Below are 19,170 nucleotides of genomic sequence, written 5' to 3' on the forward strand. Positions count from 1 at the left end.
TTTACTATACTTATGCCATATGAAGTTGTTCAACACCATTATCGTGTGCATTGCACTTACCGTTTTCGCACGCGCCGCAGACAGCACGGCCGTTTCTAGCGATTCGGCGGTTAACGACAACTTCCAACGATTCTCTGTTCTCCCCTTTGGTGCCTACACCGAAGAAACCAAAATCCAGTACGGCGCGGTATTCGTCTTGTTCTTCAGGCCGTTCCAAGAAGGCGAAAACATTTCTTCGATGGACTTTATCGCACGCGGAACCACGCGCGGACAATTCCAATTCCAGTACGCCCCGAGCCTGTGGCTATTCGGCGACCACTTGCACATTCCCGCAAAACTCAACTTGAACAAGTGGCAATACTCGCTGTTCGAACGGGGCGCCCGCGGAGATTTTGACCGCATAGACGAATACAAGAGCACCTTTGTCTACGGCAAGATTCCCTTTGAAATGAACTTCGGCATTTCGAACAACATTCCTCTGCGCTACGGAATCGTTATTGAAGGTGAAGCCCGCGACAACGAACTCGGAAGCGACATCCCCAAAAATTACCAAGACGGATTTTATTTGGGCGGCGGCTACCTTTTGGTTCTCGATAAAAAAGACAACGACAACTGGCCCACCAAAGGCTACTACGCAAGCTTTGAAGAAATCTTTTTCGGTGGCGACTTTAGCTACCACACCGAAACGCTTGACGCAAGATTCTACGCTCCCCTATTCTGGGAAACTTCCATCGCTCTCGGGCTTTACGCAAAGCAGAGCCGCGGCGACAACGTTCCGCTCGGCTGCCTCGCCGGCCCCGACGGCACCAAGCGATTCCGCGGCGTAGAATCGGGCATCTGGAGCGACACGCAAGCCTTAATCTGGCAAATGGAATTCCGCCGCCCGCTCTTCTGGCGATTCGCCGGCGTTATCTTTGGCGAAGCCTTGCAATCGGCCCCCTACTTCAGCGAGCTCTTCAAGCGGCAAGTGCATTACGCCGTGGGCTTTGGCGGACGCCTCGCCCTCAACAAAACCGAAAAGCTACACGCCCGCGGCGACCTCTCACTTGTCGACGGCAAGCATATCGGCATTACGATTGACTTGAGAGAATCGTTCTAACAACAAGTTTGAAATAAAAAAGGCCGCGATTGAATCGCGGTCTTTTTAATGTTTGCGGTGCGGTGTTTGTCGCGGCCCGAATTACTTCACGCTGGCTGTCAGCAACTTGGTAATTGCAGCCACATACTCGGCCGGGTTCGGCAGCGGAGAACCTTCGGCAAGCAGAGCCTGGCCGTAGAGGGCCTTCGGCCAATCGCCCAGGTCTTCCTTGGCTTCGGCTTTCTTCTTGAGCATTTCGCAAATCGGGTGCGTCGGGTTGATTTCCAGAATGCGCTTGCTCTTCGGCAAGTTCTTCTGGCCCATGGCCTTCATCATGCGTTCCATCTGGGCGCTCATGGCGTCTTCGCTGGTCACCAAGCAGCAGGGGCTGTCCTTCAGGCGGCTAGACACGCGGACTTCCTTGATGTCTTCGTCCAAGACCTTCTGCAGGTTTTCGCAGAGGCCCTTGAAGATACCCTTGTTTTCTTCTTCGGCCTTCTTTTCGTCTTCGGTCTTTTCGAAGTCCACGTCGCCGCGGGCGATGTCGTGGAACTTCTTGTCGCCGAATTCCTGGAGGCTAGACATCATGAATTCGTCGATGCCATCGCTCATGAGCAAGACTTCGTAACCCTTGGCCTTGAAGGCCTCGAGCATCGGGTTAGACTTCACGGCGTTCTTGTCGCCGATGAGGTAGTAGATTTCCTTCTGGCCTTCCGGCATGCGCTTTACGTATTCGTCGAGGCCCACGAGAGCGTCGCCGACCGTCTTGGTGCTTTCGAAACGGAGCAACTTCTTGAGTTCGTCAAGATGTTCCCAGTTCATGTAGAAGCCTTCCTTAAGGACCATACCGAGTTCACGCCACCAGGCGTTGTACTTCGCGGCATCCTTGTCGGCCATGTTCTGCAAGGTATCAAGCACCTTCTTGATCACGTGCTTACGGATGTTGGTGATGATCTTGTTGTTCTGCAAGATTTCACGGGACACGTTCAGCGGCAAGTCTTCGCTATCCACCACGCCGCGCACAAAGCGGAGCCAAGGCGGCAGCAGTCCATGATAAAGACTTTCTTCACATAGAGTTTCAGGCCATGCAAAGCATCGTTGTGCCAAATGTTGAACGGAGCCTTGGACGGAATGTAGACCAAGCTCCAGAATTCCTGAGAACCTTCGGCGTGGCTGTGGTTCCAAGCGGCCGGTTCGTCGGCTTCGTGGCAAATCACATTGTAGAAGTCCTTGTACTGTTCTTCGGTGACTTCCTTTTCACTCTGGCGCCACAGAGCCGTCTTGTCGTTCAAACGTTCTTCGGGCTTTTCTTCGATTTCACCCTTGTCGTTCTTGGTCGGTTCCGGGTGGAAGTAAATGCCGTAGCTCACGAAGCCACTATACTTCTGCACGATGTCACGAATCTTCCATTCGCTGGCAAAGTCTTCGGCATCTTCGTCATCCTTCAGGTACAGCGTAATCTTGGTACCCACCTTGTCACGCGGGGCTTCAGAAATTTCAAAATCGCCCGTGCCTTCGGAGGACCACATGTAGCCCTGAGTTTCGCCGGCCTTCAAGGTCAAGACTTCGACCTTCTTAGCAACCATGAACACAGAGTAGAAACCCACACCGAACTGACCGATGAGATCCACGCTACCCTTGTCGCCGTCCTTGAGGCTCTTGATAAAGTTCTTGGTGCCGCTACGAGCGATGGTACCGAGGCAGTTGATCAAATCTTCCCTGTTCATGCCGATACCGTTGTCTTCGACAACGATGCGCTTGCCTTCTTTATTCACCGAAAGGTCAATGCGCAGCTGGGTTCCTTGCGGCAAAAGGTCTGCATTGGAGAGGGAAAGGAAACGACGCTTGTCGAGAGCATCCGCCGCGTTGGAAACGAGTTCGCGGAGGAAGATTTCCTTGTTGCTATAAAGGGAGTTGATCATCAAGTTCAGCATGTCGCGAACTTCGGTCTGGAATTCCATCTTCTCTGTTGCCATTATTTATCTCCATTTATCGTTAAAATTTGAAGCGAATCAGCGAAATTGCGTTTCATTTTGAAACAAAATCTACTTTTCGCTTTGTTTTCGCACTTGTATCTGCAAGAACCATGCCAACACAAGACCGTTCGTGCTCACCGCCACTAAGCAATACGAACGCACTCACTCTCGCAACCGCCCCTGTTTAATAACAGGGGCTTTGTTGCTCACAGACCAAAAACAAAAAAAGGCGACCGTTGCGGCCGCCTTAATTCAATTTCAAGAACTTAGATAAAGATCAGTCCGAGGATACCCACGGCCCACACATACCAGGCAAAGTGCTGGAACTTGCCCTTCTGCAAGAAGGTCATGAGCCACTTGAGGGCGATAATGCCAAAGATAAACGACACGACCATGCCCACCAAAAGTTCGGGGGTAAAGCCACCAGCGTCGGCACACTTCATGGCCTTTTCCGGGTCGAGGAGAGCCTTTTCGGGAGTCATGCTCTGGCACTTGATCCACTTGATGCAATCGAGGAGAGCGGCACCGCCCACGGCAGGAATACTCATGAGGAAGCTGAATTCGCCTGCGTACTTGCGGTTCACGCCCATGAACATCATGGCGCTGATGGTAGAACCGCTGCGGCTGATGCCCGGAATGCAGGCGATGCCCTGCACTGTACCGGTCACGAGAGCGCGCCACCAGTTCATCTTGACGCCCTCGTTATCCGGATGCTTGGCGCCGGTCGCACCCCACTGGGACGTGAAAAGCAGGATGCCCGTAAAGAGTTCGGCGACGCAAACGGCACGCGGGTTTTCGAACAGGCCTTCGAGTGCGTCCTTGAAGCCGATGCCAATCAAAGCCGTCGGAATGCTAGCCAGAATGATGTAGCCCGCTTCGCGCAGCTGGTCCGGATTACGGCGGATGCAGCCCACGATGATGTCGGTAATCTTCTTGTGGAAAACCACGAAGATGGACAGCAAGGTGCCGGCATGGAGCATGATGTCGAAGAACATGCCCGCTTCGTTCATGCCTAAAAGTTCGTGTCCAATCACGAGGTGGCCGGAGCTAGAGATGGGGAGGAATTCGGCGAGGCCCTGCAACAGGCCCAAAATAATAGATTCTAACATAGTAGGGTAAATGTAGCTTTTAGACGAGAGACAAGAGACGAGAGACGAGAGATTTTTAGTTTTTTCATTGCGCGAAGCGCCTTTATTTCACTTTCGTCTCTAGTCTGTAGGACCGAAGGTCCGTTCTTTCGTCTAATATTACTATCTTCAAAGTCATGGCTCGCAAATTTCTCTTGTGCTTTCACGATTTCAGCGTCTGGAACTACCAGAAAGTCGCCCCGATTCTTGAAGAACTCAAGGACCTGGCGGGCGCCCCTTTCAGCGTACTCGTTATCCCGGACACCGAAAAGGCCCCGTCCGACATGGTCAAGGGCTTTCGCGAAACACTCCAGAAGCTAAAAGCAGACGGATTCGAGCTCGCCCTCCACGGCTACAAGCACCAGGCCGAATTCAGCCAGGGCCGCAGCTACGCCGGCCTTATCGGGATGAACCTGACCGGCGGCGAAGCCGAATTTGCAGGCCTTAGCGAATTTGAATCGAGCAGACTTTTGCACTTAGGGCTAGACGCCTGGAAAGAATTAATCGGAGACTCCGAAAAGCCCACCGCATTTGTTCCACCGACTTGGTACAGCAACAAGTTCTTGCCGAGCCAGGTACACGCCGAAAAAATGCTCTACGAAGAACGTTTCGCCCTGGTGACCGCCAAAGGCAAGCGCTACGCCTCCCCTGTCGCAAGTTTCGCAGGCATTCCCGACTTTTTGATCAAGGCCGCCTTCAAGTTCGGCGCATTCGCCCTGAAGGTTCCTGTCGGACTCCCCCGCATCGCACTCCACCCGGTGGATTTCCCTGCCCGAACCGACAAAATTCACGATTTGATCCGCATCGCCTTGAACAGCGGACGCAAGCTTTCGCAGTACAAAGATCTTTAACGCTCTGCCACCTACGGCAGAAACTTATAATCTTGCCTTAACTATTTAATTTTCCTAAATTTGGGTCACTATGAGCTTAAAATTTGAAACCCCCATTACCGAAGTTCCGCTGTTCCACCAGGGTAAAGTACGTGACATGTACGACCTGGGCGACAGCTTCCTGATGGTCGCCAGCGACCGTCTTTCCGCTTTTGACGTGGTGCTCCCCACCCCGATTCCTGGTAAGGGCAAAATCCTCAACCAGCTTTCGCTGTTCTGGTTCAAGCACCTCGGCATGAAGAACCACCTCATCACCGCCGACGTGAACGAATACCCAGCCGTGCTCAAGAAGCACGCCGACTACCTCCGCGGCCGTTCCATGATCGTGAAGAAGGCCAACCGCCATTCCGTGGAATGCATCGTGCGTGGTTACATCGTGGGTTCTGGCTGGAAGGACTACCAGAAGACCGGTAAGATCTGCGGTCACGTTCTCCCCGAAGGCCTGCAGCTCTGCCAGAAGCTCGAAAAGCCGCTCTACACGCCGAGCACCAAGCCCGACGTTGGTCACGACGAAAACATCAGCTTCGAACAGACTTTCGATATCGTTGGCGAAAAGGTTGCAACGACTCTCCGCGACATGTCCCTCGACATCTACACGAAGGCCCGCGACTACGCTGCCTCCAAGGGCATCATCCTCGCTGACACCAAGTTCGAATTCGGTGAAATCGATGGCGAAACCATCTTGATCGACGAAGTGCTGACTCCGGACTCCAGCCGTTACTGGCCGGCAGACAAGTACCAGGTGGGCAAGAACCAGGAAAGCTTCGACAAGCAGTACGTTCGTGACTGGCTCGAAACTCTCGACTGGGGCAAGACCTATCCGGGTCCGGAAATTCCGCCTGAAGTCGTGAAGAACACGCTCGCCAAGTACGAAGAAATCTTCGTGCGCCTCACCGGCAAGCAGCCCGAACTTTAAGAGACTGCTCGGCTCTATCGCATAAGCAAGAATGTGATATCGCCTCGCTCTCGCAACCACGCCTCGTTAATACGAGGCGTTTGTTGCTCACGGGAAACCGCACAATTAAAAAACGCAGACCTTCTGGCCTGCTTTTTTTGCAATTTACTTTTTGATCAGCCTCAAGATTCCCTGCTTGTTGTATTCAGGAGAATCCTTCGGGAACGGGTTCTTGGCTTCGGCGCGGAGCACGTAATGCACGCCTTCGCCTAGATCGACTTCGGAGCCGGACTTGGCCGGAACGCCATCGCCGAACAAGGAATCTGCCGCCATCAACAAAGCTTCTTGCGGGTCTTCGGCACTAGCCGCGATGCACAAATCCGGCAGCACAAATGTTGCAAGGCCGAGCGTATAAATCGCATCGCCCGCTTCTACAAAATTGATCCACGGGTCCATCGGATATTCGCCATCGCCCACTTCTTCGCGGAAACCCGCATCGGTCCAGGCAGCGCCACACTGCTGCATGTACACGCCAAGCGCCCCTGCGTTAAAGACCTTCAAGATAGCCATATTCACTTGGGTCACTTCTTCGATATTCTTCACTTCGCCAAGCAGGAACAGCAGCGACTTGTGCGCTTCGATTGCGGTTGCGGTTTCAGCCGGAATATCTTGGTGTTCCCTGAAAATATCGGCAAGGCCCGCCACACGCTCTTTGCGGATTACCTTGAACATCACGCTACAGCCAGGAATGATCGCAGATGTCGCATCGGCAGCAAGCGTCACGGTTTCGGTCAAAGCGAGCGGTTCATTAACTTCTTTAGTGAGAGGGAAAGCGAGAATGAATTGAGGCATAATGATTATGGATGAGAAATGTGAGATGTGTGATTAAAAATGAGAGATTAGTTCTTTAACAGAATCTTTCAGCAGATTATTGTCTTGGGGTTTTGGGAGGGCGACGCGGGCTTTTTCGCTGACTGCAGCAATCAAAGTTTCTGTTGAGAACTTGGATTCATCGATAGTCGCGGCAAAACCTTCGCGGGCAAGGTCGCGGCCCAGAATCACCTGTTCATACTGTCCGGGAGTCGGCACAAAAATACAACGGGCACCAAGCACCGCCATATCCATCACGGTACTATAACCGCCGCGCGAAACAACCCATTCCGCATTTTTTACGACAGCCGCAAACTGGTCATCGGGCAAGTGCGTGAACAAGTCCAAGTTCTGTTCGTTAGAACTCTTTACACCAAGCGACGGCTTCCCTAAAATAATCGCATGGCGACCGGGAATTTTTACAAGGGTCTTGCGCAACAGGTTTTCAAAGCGAGTTCGCGCAGGTTCCACCCCCGAAACGACGGCCACAAAACGATAGCGCACATCCGATTTCGCCGTCAAGTTTTCGCCTTCAAAACGCGAGAGCGCGCCCACATACTTTACCGGCACAGGGCATGTCTTCACATGCGACAGAGATCCCGCATAACCTGGAGTTTCAGGCAAATCCGGCACCCAGACTTCGTCAAAATGCTTCATGACAGAGGCATGCCAAAGCATACCAAGCGGTTCAAACGCCGAAAGCACCTTCGGAAAAGCAATCCGGCGCTGGTGCGTCATATAAATCGATTTTGCATTCCGGCTATAAAAACCGAAACGGTTATCCGACACCAGCACATCGTAATGGTAACGCCGCACCATTTCTTCGGCAAAACGGTGTTCAAAGTTCATCACCGTTCGCAGGTGCACCCCGTTCTTAACAAGCCAGAGGCCCATGTTGTAGCCGTGCTTGGGGTAAACGATGTTATAAGACGGCGCCAGTCGCTGACGCAAGTTCGGAAAGAACTCTCGCAGCAACGCCGCATTCGAGCGCACCACCGCAAGTTCGACCTCGGCTCCTTGATTCAGGAATTCCCGAATCACGGGCACGCATCGAGTCGCATGCCCCAGTCCCCAGTCGAGTGGTGCCACTAGAACTTTCAACGAGTTGCCTCCAGCCAGGCATTCGCCCAATCACCGTGGTCAAAGTCCTTGTCATGCTTGTCGCCTTCGTCCAAACGGAGTTCAAGCACGCGAACGCCCGTAATATCAATCGCAATCGTCTGCTTTTCTGTCGAATACATGCGCTTGCTGCGGAAAAGTTCGCGGTTGTCACCCAGCACAATAAACGAGGCGCCATCGCCGCCGACACTTTCGTCGTCAAGGCCAATAGTCGCATGGAACTTGTTGAACGAACGAGGGAGCGTAAACTTCATGAACGACGGCGCATGGGAACCGATACCGTAACGGAATATTTCCTTGTCAATCGTAATCTTACGGTGTTCCACCGTCGCATTCTTTTGCGGTTGTCCCCATGCCTGTTCGAAGCTATCCATCTTGAGATCCGACAGCAACAACACATTGGGAGACTCCACAAAGAATTCCTTCTTGAGCGTAAGCGTATCGGAATCCGGCATTACACAATCGAACATCACACGATTCATACCCGCCATAATCTTGGTCGAATCCAGTTCCAACGTATCAGACGGGAGCGACAGCATCAATTCTTCTTGCAGTTCGCCATTCAAGGAATAAGTGCAAGTGATGGTTTCGGGGAACCGCTTGTTCACAACCATGGCGTTATTTTCCATGTCGCTCACAAAGAAATTCTGCAAGTAGGTCGACACACCCTTCTTTGCGGTAATCTTGTACATTGCGAGCGGATAACCGAACAACTTGGGTTCAATCAACACGCGTTCACTCTTGTAATCTTTCAAGATTTCGTCCACCTGGTCAGTCGTCTTGAAGCCAACCACGCGAGACTTGCGGTTGAGTTCGCCATAACCATCCTGACCGCGCACCATGTAAATGTTTCCGCCCGAAACCTGCTGCCATTTGGCGAAAGTTTCGTTATCCCAGCTCATAAAGGAGCGTTCACTGAACGAGCTGTGTCCCGAAGCAAGCATCTGCCAGGGGCGTGCGTAAATGAAGATGGAATTCTTCGGATAGCTTTCAAGCGCCTTATCCAAATAGTCTTCTTCGCCCAGCAACTTGTTCTTGTAATAGAGCATGTTGTGGCGGTAGCTATCGCCATGGTAAATCATGAGGCCAACCGAGAGGGCCGTCGCGACAGCCAGAATAATCTTGCCGGCGGCATCGGGTTTCATCTTGGTCGAGAAAGCAAGAGCATCATAAAGGCCAAGAGCCATAATCAACGCAAACAACGGAAGCGCCACCAGCACATAGCGCTGGTTAATATCGATCGTAAACGTACCCGACACGTTCAGGAGAATCACGAAAATCTGCAGGCAGAACGTAATTCCAAGCAAGGCACCGCGCCAGTACCGGCGGGAATAAATCAAGCGGAACAGGAGCCAAGCCGTCGCCGCAAGCAGAATAATGGTAAAGGTCGTATAGAACGGATTCAGCATGATGCCGCCAAACGACGGATCCTGCTCCAGGTTCATCATGACTTCGATATTGGTCTTCATGTTGAACCAGAAGTTTTCCAGCGAATGCGCCGCATGTTCGCCACCCTGGAAATCGTAGCCACGGTAGGCAGCCATAGTATTCACCGACGGCCAGCTCACAGCAATCACCGAAGCCACAAACAGCGGAAGCCTATGCGGTTTTTCAAAGAAGTACTTGTAGTAGTAAAGGGCAAACGGAATAAACGCAAACACCGTTTCTTGACGGGTCTGGGCAAAGAATCCAAGCAGAGGGACCGTAAGCAAGAAATGCTTCCAGTTCACCTTGTTTGCCGGCACAAAGGCATACCACGCCATGAGTACAGCAAGCAAGAAGATATACAGCACTTCGGTCGAAGCAGAGCGCGCCTGCAACAAATAAATTGGCATACCGCCCAAGAAGGCTGTCGCCGCAAGTGCCGCCCATTCGTTCTTGAACCACTTGGAAAGCGCAAAGAAGAAGAACAGCAGGCTAAGCAAGTAGAACGGGAAGTTGACCAACAGGGCCGTATCGCGGTTGGGTTCCATAAAGTTGAACACCAACGAATAAACAAATCCCAGCGCCTTGCCCTTGAAGTTATTCACTTCGGTTTTGCAATCCAGCACTCCGTTTTCCCAAATACCCTCGTTACAGACGCCCCCCGTATGGTCAAAGAACATCTGGAGACCCATGGACTCCCAACTCGTTTCGTCACTAAGCACACGGTGCGTATTACTGATGTTTCCGAACATGAACACCGAGAACACGAGCGCAATACCCGCAAAGGCACAGAAGCTCTTGCCCGAAGGCCTAAAGCTTTTCCAGCCTCGCGCCACAACCGGGAAATTGACGACAACGCCTACGACCAGCAAAATGAATGTCGAGAGGATGGAGTAATAGCCCCAATCAATATCCCAACGGCGGGCATACGAAACGGTTAAATTATTGAAAATAAGGAATGCGACTACCAAAACGGCAAGCGTAATTCCAATTACCACAAAATGCCTGCGGCCAATGCCCAGACGTTCAAGAATATTCTTCATGCCGTTAATTTAGTTAATAGTTAACAGACAAAAGCCCTTCCAGACACCTGAAAGAGCTTTTTCATTATTCATTTTTAAAAATTCATTAAGATTCGATATACTTATCCATGAATTCGTTAACCGGCAGCGGTTTCGAATAATAGAAGCCCTGCAGGCTCTTAATCTTGAATCGCAGCAGGAATTCACGCATTTCAGGCGTTTCGATACCTTCAGCCGTCACCGAAGACGAGAAGGAGTCTGCCAGTTCCGAAATAAAGCGCACTGTTTTCTGATCAGAAGAATCCTGTTCGATATTCATGACGAAGCTGCGGTCGATTTTCACCGTAGTCACCGGCAGTTCACGCAACACGCCAATAGAACTGAAACCGGTACCGAAATCATCAAGCGCCACCTTGATTCCCTTGTTACGCAATCTCGTGAAAATGTCCTTGAGAAGAGCCATATCCAAAAGGCGGCAACGTTCCGTGATTTCCAAGCACAGATTCTGCGGCGGGAAATTTTCCTGTTCTAGAATATAAAGCACACTTTCGACAAAGTCAGGCTTTTCAAGCTGCGTGTACGAAAGGTTCACATTGATGACAAAACTCGGGTAAGAATCAAGGAACTCCTTAGCATCCTTAATGGCGGTTTTCAAGATCCACTTACCCAGTTCCGGGAACAAATTATCTTGTTCCAAAACATCAACAAATTCTACCGGGGGTACAACACCGTACTCTTCGTTTTTCCAACGAATTAGCGCTTCGGCACCAACAATCTTTTCGCTGTCGGCATCCACAATCGGCTGGTAGCACAAGTAGAAACCTTCGCACCCATTCACGATGCTGTTGCGAATCACATTGATTCGCTCGATGGCAAAGCGTTTGTCATCGTTCACATCGTTCTTAAGAATGTACAGTTCGCCCAAGTGATTATTCTTGGATTCATAATAGGCAAAGCGCAGGCAAGAATAAACAGTTTCTACGCTGACATCAAATTTATCCAAATTGATTGCGCCAGCGACAAACGAAAGAACCACGCGGGAGCCATCCACATTAAATTCATGCAAGGAATTGTACTGGATTCGTTTGTACAAATTCTGAAGATCTTCGGGAGTGGCGTTCTTGCACACGATGGCGAACTTGGTTCCATCCATTCGGTACCAATTACCCAGGCCATGGGCCTCGACCTTGATCATCTTTGAAAAATCCTGAATCACGCGGTTTCCGAACGTGTAGCCGTAAATTTCATTCAGACGAGAAAAATCATTAATGCCCAAAATCATCACCTGCAGGCTTTCACCACGCCAACTCGTCGACTGCAGGTCTTCCAAAAAACCGTAAAGGCTTCTCATGTTGGAAACATCGTCAAAATAGCTCAGGGTGTCATTGTTCTTGATCATCCCGCCGAAATAGTCCGGGTTTCCATGTTCGTCACGGAGCAAAACACCTCTACAGGTGCAAACAATGTAGCGGCCATCTTTTGTCAGCACACGATACTGAAGATTATGTTCATTCGTCTGGCCGGACATGACCTTGTCAATATTTTCTTTATAGGCGGCGCGATCATCCGGGTGGATTTTTTCCATCCAAGTATAAGCTACCCCCTGCATATATTCGTCAGGTAAGCCAAAATAGTGAACGGCCTCTTTAGACCAGCGGGTCCAATCCGTCCTCATATCGGTGACATAGGTGTATGCACCATTTGCAAGTACAGAAAAAGCCTCGTACAAGGAATCAATTTTAGCTTTGACAACGCTATCCATCATTTTCTCCTTCTGATACCACAATGCAGTTCTTGCCGTTATTCTTGGCTTTGTAAAGAGCCTTGTCGACACGAACGAATGCAGTATCAGCACTTTCGCCCCTCCGAAGTTCGGTTACACCGGCACTCACGGAACGACGTCCAGCTTTTTCAAATGTAATATCATTGAACGCGACACGCACCCTATCAGCAAAATCTATAGCCGTTTTTAACGAGGAATCCTGCAAAAGCACCATGAATTCTTCGCCACCCCAACGGCCTATGGGAGATTTTACATTCAGAATCACAGGAACAGGCTGTAAAGAGTCTCCACCATGAAGTTCGTATTCCATTGCACACATGTCTTCAAAATCAGTCATATTAAAGCCAGCCGCATCGACCCCGGATACTCCGATTTCATCGGCAACCCTTCTTAAAAGACGGCTAAATTCTTGAATGACATTATCACCTTCCTTGTGGCCCCAGGTATCATTAATTTGTTTGAAGTCATCGATATCGAACATTACAAGGCAGCCTGGCCGCCCTGACGTCACGCACTGGGTAATTCGGCGTTGAATTTCGCCACGGTTAAACACCTCCGCCAAGGAATCCGTAATAGAGGTCAACTGCAGTTTTGCGTAAGTTTCGGCTTGCTCCTGTGCCGTCACATCGATAAAAGTAGCCAGACGGTTAATCATGGAAACCTTGCCCGAGAACGCCTCCTCGGGCATTTCAAAGTCATAACGTTCCCCGCCCTTGCCTTCGCGCATTCCAGCAATCACAAGGGTCGCATTGTGCTGGTTCACGCAACAGCCCGTGCGCAAGAATTCGCTAGAGGAATAAAAACCCGAAGTAGACGCAATGCTCTGCAGCGGGAGCGTTTCACTACTGATTTCTTCTTTACCCCAAAAGATTCGACGAACCACACAAGAAAACGCCTTGATTATTTCAGGGCTAAACACCCCTACATTACGTCCGTCATTTCGGACACTTTCAAGAATAGTCCACGGGTCGCCATAAGCAAGTCGCACTTTCACGCCTTCTTCGATATCCGAAGACATGACTACGGAACCATCTTCGTTACAGGCTACCGGAGCACGCATGATGTCAATTCCATTGCGCTTGTAGAACAACGGGAATTCCAGCGTGTTGTAAATGAAGTGTTCGTCATTCTGGATATTCAAATAGCGGTGATAGATTTCATAAGCAGGCTCGCCATTCAGTTCATACAGCACCGGTCCCCTTGCTTTTGTCACTACAAATTCACGGCCAAGGGGTTTCCAGCCAATCACATGGGTGGTATGGACAAAGAAGTCTTCACCCCCCATCAAAAGCACTAGGACACCCTTTCCTGAATATCCGCCCACATTCGAAAAAATGCATGTTTCCGTACTTGTCAAGTTCGGATTAATGGCACCACCGCCAAAAATCGCAATCGAGGGGTCCACATCCTTGAACGCATCGCAAAACGGTGTCATAGAAACACCAAGAGTCGTCAGCTGCAGTTCAACCGCCTTCACCCAAGGATTCGCCTTGATTTCTTCTTTAATACTGCCAACCACATCAACGGCATTGTCCGCATCCATCGTATACTGCAACAATTTTAGCTGAGTCGTAGGGTATTCAAAAATCGTACAGACAACAGAAATTTCGGCATTGGAAATTCGCCCATCGATGATATTGCCACCTGTCGAGCAGCCCATGTAAATGGAATCCGGAAAATTCTGCGAAATAACGTCACAAACCAGGTCTATCTGCCCACGATCCATGGAGTTCGAATAAATCTGGAATACCACATGAGAAAACACTCGTGATTTACACCAGAGACTAATCTTGTCAAGGTCGCGTTTTAACGTAGTGATACTGTGGTAATCGAACTGGAATTGTTTCATGTCTCTGCGGTATCCCTATATTATATATCTATATAGAAGATACAACAAAGATTACCATTTTGTTCAAAAAAAGTTACCCAAATTATTCCAAATTGGAATATTTGAGGTAAAAACGCTTAAACCGCGAATTTCTCAATAATTTCGGCAATTCCGCCGTGATTATTGTCTGCTTTCGTGACGTAATCGGCCACAGATTTTGCCACATCAGAGGCATTCGCCATGGCAATTCCAACACCTGCAGCCTCAATCATGGGGCAATCGTTTTCTTCGTCGCCCACGGCAATGGTATCCGAGAGCGGGACCTTGTAATAATCGGCCATGAATCGCACCGCATCGCCCTTGTTGGACTGCATGTGCGAAAATTCCAGCATTTCGGGCTTGCTGAACACATCAAAGAGCTTGCCCGCCGTAGTCTTGCGCATTTCGGCGCGAAAATCGAGCAGGCTATCGTGATCGAACGGCGTAATGATATTCACCTTGATAGGCGGCTTTACCACCACGTTGATGAATTCGCCATAATACTCGCGAATATCCTTGACAACCACGAAGTCCATCTTCATCAGCCGGCAATACGTCTTGAGTTGTTCAGTCTCGTATTCCGAAACTACCAGGTCGCCCGAGTACGTGTGCGCGTGCATGCCCGCCTTGTGGGCCGCATCCATAATGAATTTGACCGATTCTACCGGAATGTAACGCGTCAGAATGGACTGTTCGGTGGCGTAATCGTAAATAAGCCCGCCGTTGAAACTCACCAAGAAAAAGCCCGGCTTGTCGAAGCCGTACTTTTGCGCCAGCTGCTTTGCGCTGGTCAGCGGACGCCCGGTGCAGAGCACCAGCTTGTGCCCGCGTTCAAGCATTCCCTCGATGGCCATCATGTCCACGTCGAGAATCTGCTTGTCGTCGGTCAGGAGCGTGCCGTCAAGGTCTGTAAAGAGCAACTTCATGTATGTAAATATAAAAATTAGGAATGTGAGATGTGGAATAAATGTGTCATCCTGAGCTATACGAAACTTAGGACTTTAGTTCTGTAGTTGAGTTATGCTCTTTGGGTAGAAGTGCGTAGCACGAAGTCGAAGGATCCCACATTATTGCTATATTCATTAGCATGAAGATCGATGATTTTTTAAGCGAAGCAAGTTCCGTAGCCATTTTCGGGCATGTACGCCCGGACGGCGACTGCGTAGGTTCGACCACGGGCATTTACAACTACATCAAGGACAACTTTCCCAGCATTAGCGTGGACTTGTTCCTTGAAAACTTTCCCGACAGCTACAAGATTCTGCGCGGGGCAAGCGATGCCCGCTCCACATGGACAGCCGAATGCAACGGTGGCAAGCCCTACGATTTAGCATTCTTGATGGACACGCCGAGCTTTGAACGCGTGGGCGCGAGCGGCGCCGAATGCATCAAGTCCGCCAAGAAGACAGTCAACATCGACCACCATATTAGCAACCCGTTGAACCTTTGCACCCTGAACCTGGTAGAGCCCGAAGCAAGTTCTGCAAGCGAGGTTCTATACGTAAACCTCAACAAGGCCAAAATCAGCCGCGAAACCGCCAGTTCCCTGTACCTGGGAATCGTGCATGACACAGGCGCCTTCAAGTTCAGTTGCACCGGCAAGCGTACCATGCAAGTCGTGGGCGACTTGATTGAAAAGGGTATTGATTTCGCGAAAATCGTGAACGAAACCTACTACACCCGCACCTACAAGCAGACGCTGATTACAGGCTATGCCATGCAGCAATGCAAACTCGGCTTGGGCGGTAAAGTCGTTTACAGCTACATCACGCCCGAAGACATGGAACGTTTCGGTGTCACGCCCGTGGAACTTTCCACCGTCATTGACACCATCCGCGAAGTCAGCGGCACCGAAGTGGCCTTACTCCTGTACCCCGTGAACGGCAAGTACAAGATTAGCCTGCGCAGCAACTACATTGTAGATGTGAACGCCATTGCCAAGGAATTTGGCGGAGGCGGCCACACCCGTGCCGCTGGCGGCGATACCAGCGACGCCCCCGAAGTTGCTATCGAGAAGATTCTGAAACTGATTGAAAAACAGCTATAGATCGCTTCGGGGTTTCACCCCTCGCGATGACGTTATTAGACTAAAAACAACGCGACTGCGAGAAGTACGAACACTGCCCCGCTGAACCAGTTGAGGTTGCGGTTTGCCTTCGGGCTATTCAGCAAGAACTTTTTGACAGTCCCGGCCAAAAGCGCTACCGAGCCGAACACAATAAATGTCGCCAAAATAAATTCGGCTCCGAAAATCACCATTTGAAGTGTCGGGTTCAACGGGCGCTCCATCTTGACTGCCGGCGGAATGAACGAAAGCAAAAAGAGTATCACCTTCGGATTCGTCAGGTTCATGATAACGCCGCGCAGGTAAAGCTTGCGAAGCGGCAAGTTTTCGCCATTTTCATTTAATTTAACGGTTCCAACACGCACCCGAAAGCTCTTGTACGCCAAATAAAGCAGGTAAGCCGCCCCTAGGCACTGCATTACAAAGAAAGCCTTCGGACTTGCGGCAATTAACGCCGAAACACCAGCCACCAAAAGACAAGTATGCACGACAACACCCGTGCAAAGCCCACAAATCAAGCAAAAGCCCGCCTTGGCGCCATGAGTTGCACTCTGCGCAAGCACAAACAGGTTGTCGGGGCCGGGAGCGACCGCCACCACTAGCGCAGCAATGAAAAATTCAAGCATAGGAACTACAGCTTATCCAAGAAGCTGTCGACATCGAGTTCGTCAAGGTCTTTCTGCAAATCCGAAAGCATGTCATCCGAAATAACTGCCGGGCGGACCGATTCGGCTTCGTTAGACGCCATGGCTCCAGCAATTTTCTCGGCCACATTTTCAAATTCCGACGGAGCAGATCCTTCACGCGGCGTCGGCAAGTTTTCGCCCTTTTCGGTACGTTCTTCGGCCAAGGCTTCGGAAGCTTCCACCATCTTCTTGAGGGCTTCGGCTACAGCACCCATTGCACCGCCGTTGCTGACAACGGCATCTATAGCGCGGCTCAGCTTTTTGCGGAGTCCGGCAAATTCGTCGCGATCCAGTTCAGCGACCTCACCATGGTAATACATCAAAGGGGTCTTGCAGCGGGCGCAGCAAAACACCATCATGTTGGCGCCATCACCTTGGATTTGCGCGTCAAAAGATGTACCGCAATGGGGGCAGTCAATATGGAATTCACTCATGACCTATAATTTAGAAATTTTACAACGAGTCCGCTTATATTTTTTTATTATTGCTACATGCTTTGTCAGTGGCTTTATCATTTAACCAGCATTGATCTTTTCGACGGCCGTCTGTTCCGTGCAGGTACAGCCGCCATGCTTTCCATCATTTTAGTCATGTGCCTTATGCCTGTCTATATCCGCAAGCTCCAGAGCCTTGACGCAACCAGTGACTTCGATAAAGACGGAAAATCCAAGTCTCCCCCGATCATGGGCGGCCTCCTCCTGGTAATTGTTGTTGAAATCGTGTCGCTCCTGGTGTGCAAGATGAACGGCTACACCATTTCGACCCTGATCGTGCTAGCCGCATTCTCTGCCGTAGGCGCCATTGACGACATCGCGAAAGTCAAGGCCAAGCGCCTGATTAAGCTCGGTAAGCTCAAGGCCGCCGACTACATGGACAAGGCCGATGGTATTTCCAGCAGTCTTCGTCTGTTCCTCTATTTCTTGTTTAGCCTGGTCGTTGCCATTTTCTGCTATAAGTTCATTCCCGAACTCAAGGGCGACCTAACTATCCCCTTCTGCCCCATTAGCGTTTTCCAGATTCACCTGCCCAACTGGATTTTCGTGGGCTTTATGACCTTTGTGATTGCCGCCTCGGCTAACGGTACGAACTTTACTGACGGTCTCGACAGCCTTGTTTCTGTACCCATTCTTTCGAGCATGATTTTCGTAGGCCTCGTGGCTTACGTAAGCGGCAACTTTATCTTTAGCCAGTACCTGAGCGTTCCTTACCTGCCGGGCTGCGACGAACTTTTCCCGCTCGCCATGTCCATTGCAGGCGCACTCCTCGCCTACTTGTGGTTCAACAGCCCTCCGGCCGAAATCTACATGGGCGACGCCGGTTCCGTGGGCTTTGGTGCAGCCATTGGCATCATGTTCATTCTGGTGCAGGCAGGGCTCTTCCTCCCCATCGTTTGCATTATCATCATCGCCGAAGCTTGCTCCGTATTGCTCCAGATTAGCTGGTTCAAGTTCACCAAGAAGACCACCGGCGAAGGCAAGCGCATCTTCCTTTGCGCACCGCTCCACCACCACTACCAAAAGAAGTGGGAAGGACGCTTCCCGAGCAAGCCCCTGATGAATTCGAAGATCGTGTGGCGCATGCACCTCATCAGCATCTTCGCCCTCATCGTGAGTATGGTGATTTTCTTCGGTATCCGCTAAAATTGGCCATAAATGAATTTTTAAGGCATTCCTCCCAAGGAATGCCTTTTTTTGACACTGATATAAAAACAAACTTTTTAAGTAACATAAAAATAGGCTGCGATTTCGTAAATAAAAGTTTATATTACTAGTTACGATGGGGAAATCTCCATCAAAAAACATCAACAATTAAAGGGGAGCTGTCATATGAAAAAACAGGGTTTTACCCTTATTGAGCTGATGGTTGTCATTGTGATTATGGGCATTTTGGCAGCCGTTGCAGTTCCCAAGTTGTTTGGCATGATTGCCAAGGCAAAGGTCGCTGAAATTCCTCCAGCGGCAATGACCTATATCAAACTACAAGATGTTTATGCTCATGAACACCATGCCGTAGGCGGGTGGACCACGATTGGTTATTTTGGTCCCGGTACCGAAATAAAAGGCTTTAGTGACGCTCAAGTAGCCACGAGCACAGCTCACTTCACCTACTGGAGTGTAATTGACCCTAACGGAAAGTGGGATAATGTCGGAAGAAGCGAGACAAGAGCGTGGGTCGCCACCTCAAAAACGGCTTTGAACGATTGTCCTTCAGAACACCAATGGGGCGTGCAGGCCTGGATTGACAGTAAAGACAACCGCCTTGGCATTGAAACATGGCTCGATGACGAGGAACACTGCTTACCTTTGGCAGCAACATTCCTGTATCTCGGCAACGGCAAAATTTTTATTCCTGGTGGACCTAGTTAAT

The 19,170-nt window shown here is 50.4% G+C and carries 15 protein-coding genes and 1 pseudogene; 6 read left to right on the forward strand and 10 right to left on the reverse strand.

Features of this window, described 5'->3' with window-relative positions; all coding sequences use genetic code 11:
- Positions 1-19 precede the first annotated feature (19 nt).
- Positions 20-1,099, forward strand: coding sequence for a BamA/TamA family outer membrane protein (locus tag QZN53_RS07000; RefSeq protein ID WP_163438267.1), 1,080 nt, complete (start codon positions 20-22; stop codon positions 1,097-1,099).
- Between the two features lie 81 nt (positions 1,100-1,180).
- On the opposite strand, the pseudogene htpG reads toward QZN53_RS07000, so the two are convergent.
- Positions 1,181-3,054, reverse strand: a pseudogene (gene htpG / locus QZN53_RS07005) (molecular chaperone HtpG).
- Positions 3,055-3,320: 266 nt separating this feature from the next.
- Positions 3,321-4,163, reverse strand: coding sequence for an undecaprenyl-diphosphate phosphatase (locus QZN53_RS07010; protein WP_163438268.1), 843 nt, complete (start codon positions 4,161-4,163; stop codon positions 3,321-3,323).
- 155 nt (positions 4,164-4,318) lie between these two features.
- On the opposite strand from QZN53_RS07010, the gene QZN53_RS07015 reads away from it, so the two are divergent.
- Together QZN53_RS07015 and QZN53_RS07020 are read left to right on the forward strand one after the other, a co-directional pair.
- Complete coding sequence (locus QZN53_RS07015) at positions 4,319-5,032, forward strand: polysaccharide deacetylase family protein (protein ID WP_163438270.1); 714 nt, start codon at positions 4,319-4,321, stop codon at positions 5,030-5,032.
- A 70-nt stretch (positions 5,033-5,102) separates the two neighbouring features.
- Positions 5,103-5,987 (forward strand): phosphoribosylaminoimidazolesuccinocarboxamide synthase, encoded by an 885-nt coding sequence (locus QZN53_RS07020; RefSeq protein ID WP_012820053.1) that lies wholly within the window; start codon positions 5,103-5,105, stop codon positions 5,985-5,987.
- 144 nt (positions 5,988-6,131) lie between these two features.
- Here the strand turns inward: QZN53_RS07020 and QZN53_RS07025 are convergent, their stop codons facing one another.
- From QZN53_RS07025 to QZN53_RS07050, 6 genes are all read right to left on the reverse strand, one after another.
- Complete coding sequence (locus QZN53_RS07025) at positions 6,132-6,818, reverse strand: hypothetical protein (RefSeq protein WP_163438272.1); 687 nt, start codon at positions 6,816-6,818, stop codon at positions 6,132-6,134.
- Between the two features lie 33 nt (positions 6,819-6,851).
- Positions 6,852-7,937, reverse strand: coding sequence for a glycosyltransferase (locus QZN53_RS07030; protein ID WP_163438274.1), 1,086 nt, complete (start codon positions 7,935-7,937; stop codon positions 6,852-6,854).
- Positions 7,934-10,423, reverse strand: a complete 2,490-nt coding sequence (locus QZN53_RS07035) for an NPCBM/NEW2 domain-containing protein (protein WP_163438276.1) — start codon at positions 10,421-10,423, stop codon at positions 7,934-7,936. Before QZN53_RS07035 ends, QZN53_RS07030 begins: the two co-directional genes overlap by 4 nt.
- Positions 10,424-10,508: 85 nt before the next feature.
- Entirely contained in the window at positions 10,509-12,167 is a 1,659-nt protein-coding gene (locus tag QZN53_RS07040; protein WP_163438278.1) for an EAL domain-containing protein, read from the reverse strand.
- Positions 12,157-14,034 (reverse strand): diguanylate cyclase, encoded by a 1,878-nt coding sequence (locus QZN53_RS07045; protein WP_163438286.1) that lies wholly within the window; start codon positions 14,032-14,034, stop codon positions 12,157-12,159. Before QZN53_RS07045 ends, QZN53_RS07040 begins: the two co-directional genes overlap by 11 nt.
- Before the next feature lie 116 nt (positions 14,035-14,150).
- Positions 14,151-14,978 carry an HAD family hydrolase gene (locus QZN53_RS07050; protein ID WP_163438289.1) on the reverse strand — a complete coding sequence of 276 codons (828 nt, stop codon included), beginning with the start codon at positions 14,976-14,978 and terminating at the stop codon, positions 14,151-14,153.
- Positions 14,979-15,139: 161 nt separating this feature from the next.
- On the opposite strand from QZN53_RS07050, the gene QZN53_RS07055 reads away from it, so the two are divergent.
- Positions 15,140-16,099: a bifunctional oligoribonuclease/PAP phosphatase NrnA gene (locus QZN53_RS07055; RefSeq protein WP_163438291.1), complete on the forward strand. Its 960-nt coding sequence runs from the start codon at positions 15,140-15,142 to the stop codon at positions 16,097-16,099.
- Positions 16,100-16,134: 35 nt separating this feature from the next.
- Here the strand turns inward: QZN53_RS07055 and QZN53_RS07060 are convergent, their stop codons facing one another.
- Both QZN53_RS07060 and QZN53_RS07065 read right to left on the reverse strand, forming a co-directional pair.
- Complete coding sequence (locus tag QZN53_RS07060; RefSeq protein ID WP_163438293.1) at positions 16,135-16,743, reverse strand: LysE family translocator; 609 nt, start codon at positions 16,741-16,743, stop codon at positions 16,135-16,137.
- A gap of 5 nt (positions 16,744-16,748) precedes the next feature.
- Positions 16,749-17,237, reverse strand: coding sequence for a hypothetical protein (locus QZN53_RS07065; protein ID WP_163438295.1), 489 nt, complete (start codon positions 17,235-17,237; stop codon positions 16,749-16,751).
- 57 nt (positions 17,238-17,294) lie between these two features.
- Here QZN53_RS07065 and mraY point away from each other — a divergent pair, with 57 nt between their 5' ends.
- Positions 17,295-18,443 carry a phospho-N-acetylmuramoyl-pentapeptide-transferase gene (gene mraY / locus QZN53_RS07070; protein ID WP_163438297.1) on the forward strand — a complete coding sequence of 383 codons (1,149 nt, stop codon included), beginning with the start codon at positions 17,295-17,297 and terminating at the stop codon, positions 18,441-18,443.
- Between the two features lie 186 nt (positions 18,444-18,629).
- Entirely contained in the window at positions 18,630-19,169 is a 540-nt protein-coding gene (locus QZN53_RS07075) for a type II secretion system protein (protein WP_163438298.1), read from the forward strand.
- The last annotated feature ends 1 nt before the right edge of the window (position 19,170 follow it).

Source organism: uncultured Fibrobacter sp., from assembly GCF_900316465.1.
GTDB lineage: Bacteria > Fibrobacterota > Fibrobacteria > Fibrobacterales > Fibrobacteraceae > Fibrobacter.

Excerpts from the sequence above, each read along its gene's own strand:
- mraY (WP_163438297.1), top strand. The coding sequence starts at position 17,295 with ATGCTTTGTCAGTGGCTTTATCATTTAACCAGCATTGATCTTTTCGAC.
- QZN53_RS07075 (WP_163438298.1), top strand. The coding sequence starts at position 18,630 with ATGAAAAAACAGGGTTTTACCCTTATTGAGCTGATGGTTGTCATTGTG.
- QZN53_RS07045 (WP_163438286.1), bottom strand. The coding sequence starts at position 14,034 with ATGAAACAATTCCAGTTCGATTACCACAGTATCACTACGTTAAAACGC.
- QZN53_RS07065 (WP_163438295.1), bottom strand. The coding sequence starts at position 17,237 with ATGAGTGAATTCCATATTGACTGCCCCCATTGCGGTACATCTTTTGAC.
- QZN53_RS07050 (WP_163438289.1), bottom strand. The coding sequence starts at position 14,978 with ATGAAGTTGCTCTTTACAGACCTTGACGGCACGCTCCTGACCGACGAC.
- QZN53_RS07000 (WP_163438267.1), top strand. The coding sequence starts at position 20 with ATGAAGTTGTTCAACACCATTATCGTGTGCATTGCACTTACCGTTTTC.
- QZN53_RS07015 (WP_163438270.1), top strand. The coding sequence starts at position 4,319 with ATGGCTCGCAAATTTCTCTTGTGCTTTCACGATTTCAGCGTCTGGAAC.
- QZN53_RS07035 (WP_163438276.1), bottom strand. The coding sequence starts at position 10,423 with ATGAAGAATATTCTTGAACGTCTGGGCATTGGCCGCAGGCATTTTGTG.
- QZN53_RS07055 (WP_163438291.1), top strand. The coding sequence starts at position 15,140 with ATGAAGATCGATGATTTTTTAAGCGAAGCAAGTTCCGTAGCCATTTTC.
- QZN53_RS07010 (WP_163438268.1), bottom strand. The coding sequence starts at position 4,163 with ATGTTAGAATCTATTATTTTGGGCCTGTTGCAGGGCCTCGCCGAATTC.
- QZN53_RS07060 (WP_163438293.1), bottom strand. The coding sequence starts at position 16,743 with ATGCTTGAATTTTTCATTGCTGCGCTAGTGGTGGCGGTCGCTCCCGGC.
- QZN53_RS07020 (WP_012820053.1), top strand. The coding sequence starts at position 5,103 with ATGAGCTTAAAATTTGAAACCCCCATTACCGAAGTTCCGCTGTTCCAC.
- QZN53_RS07025 (WP_163438272.1), bottom strand. The coding sequence starts at position 6,818 with ATGCCTCAATTCATTCTCGCTTTCCCTCTCACTAAAGAAGTTAATGAA.
- QZN53_RS07040 (WP_163438278.1), bottom strand. The coding sequence starts at position 12,167 with ATGATGGATAGCGTTGTCAAAGCTAAAATTGATTCCTTGTACGAGGCT.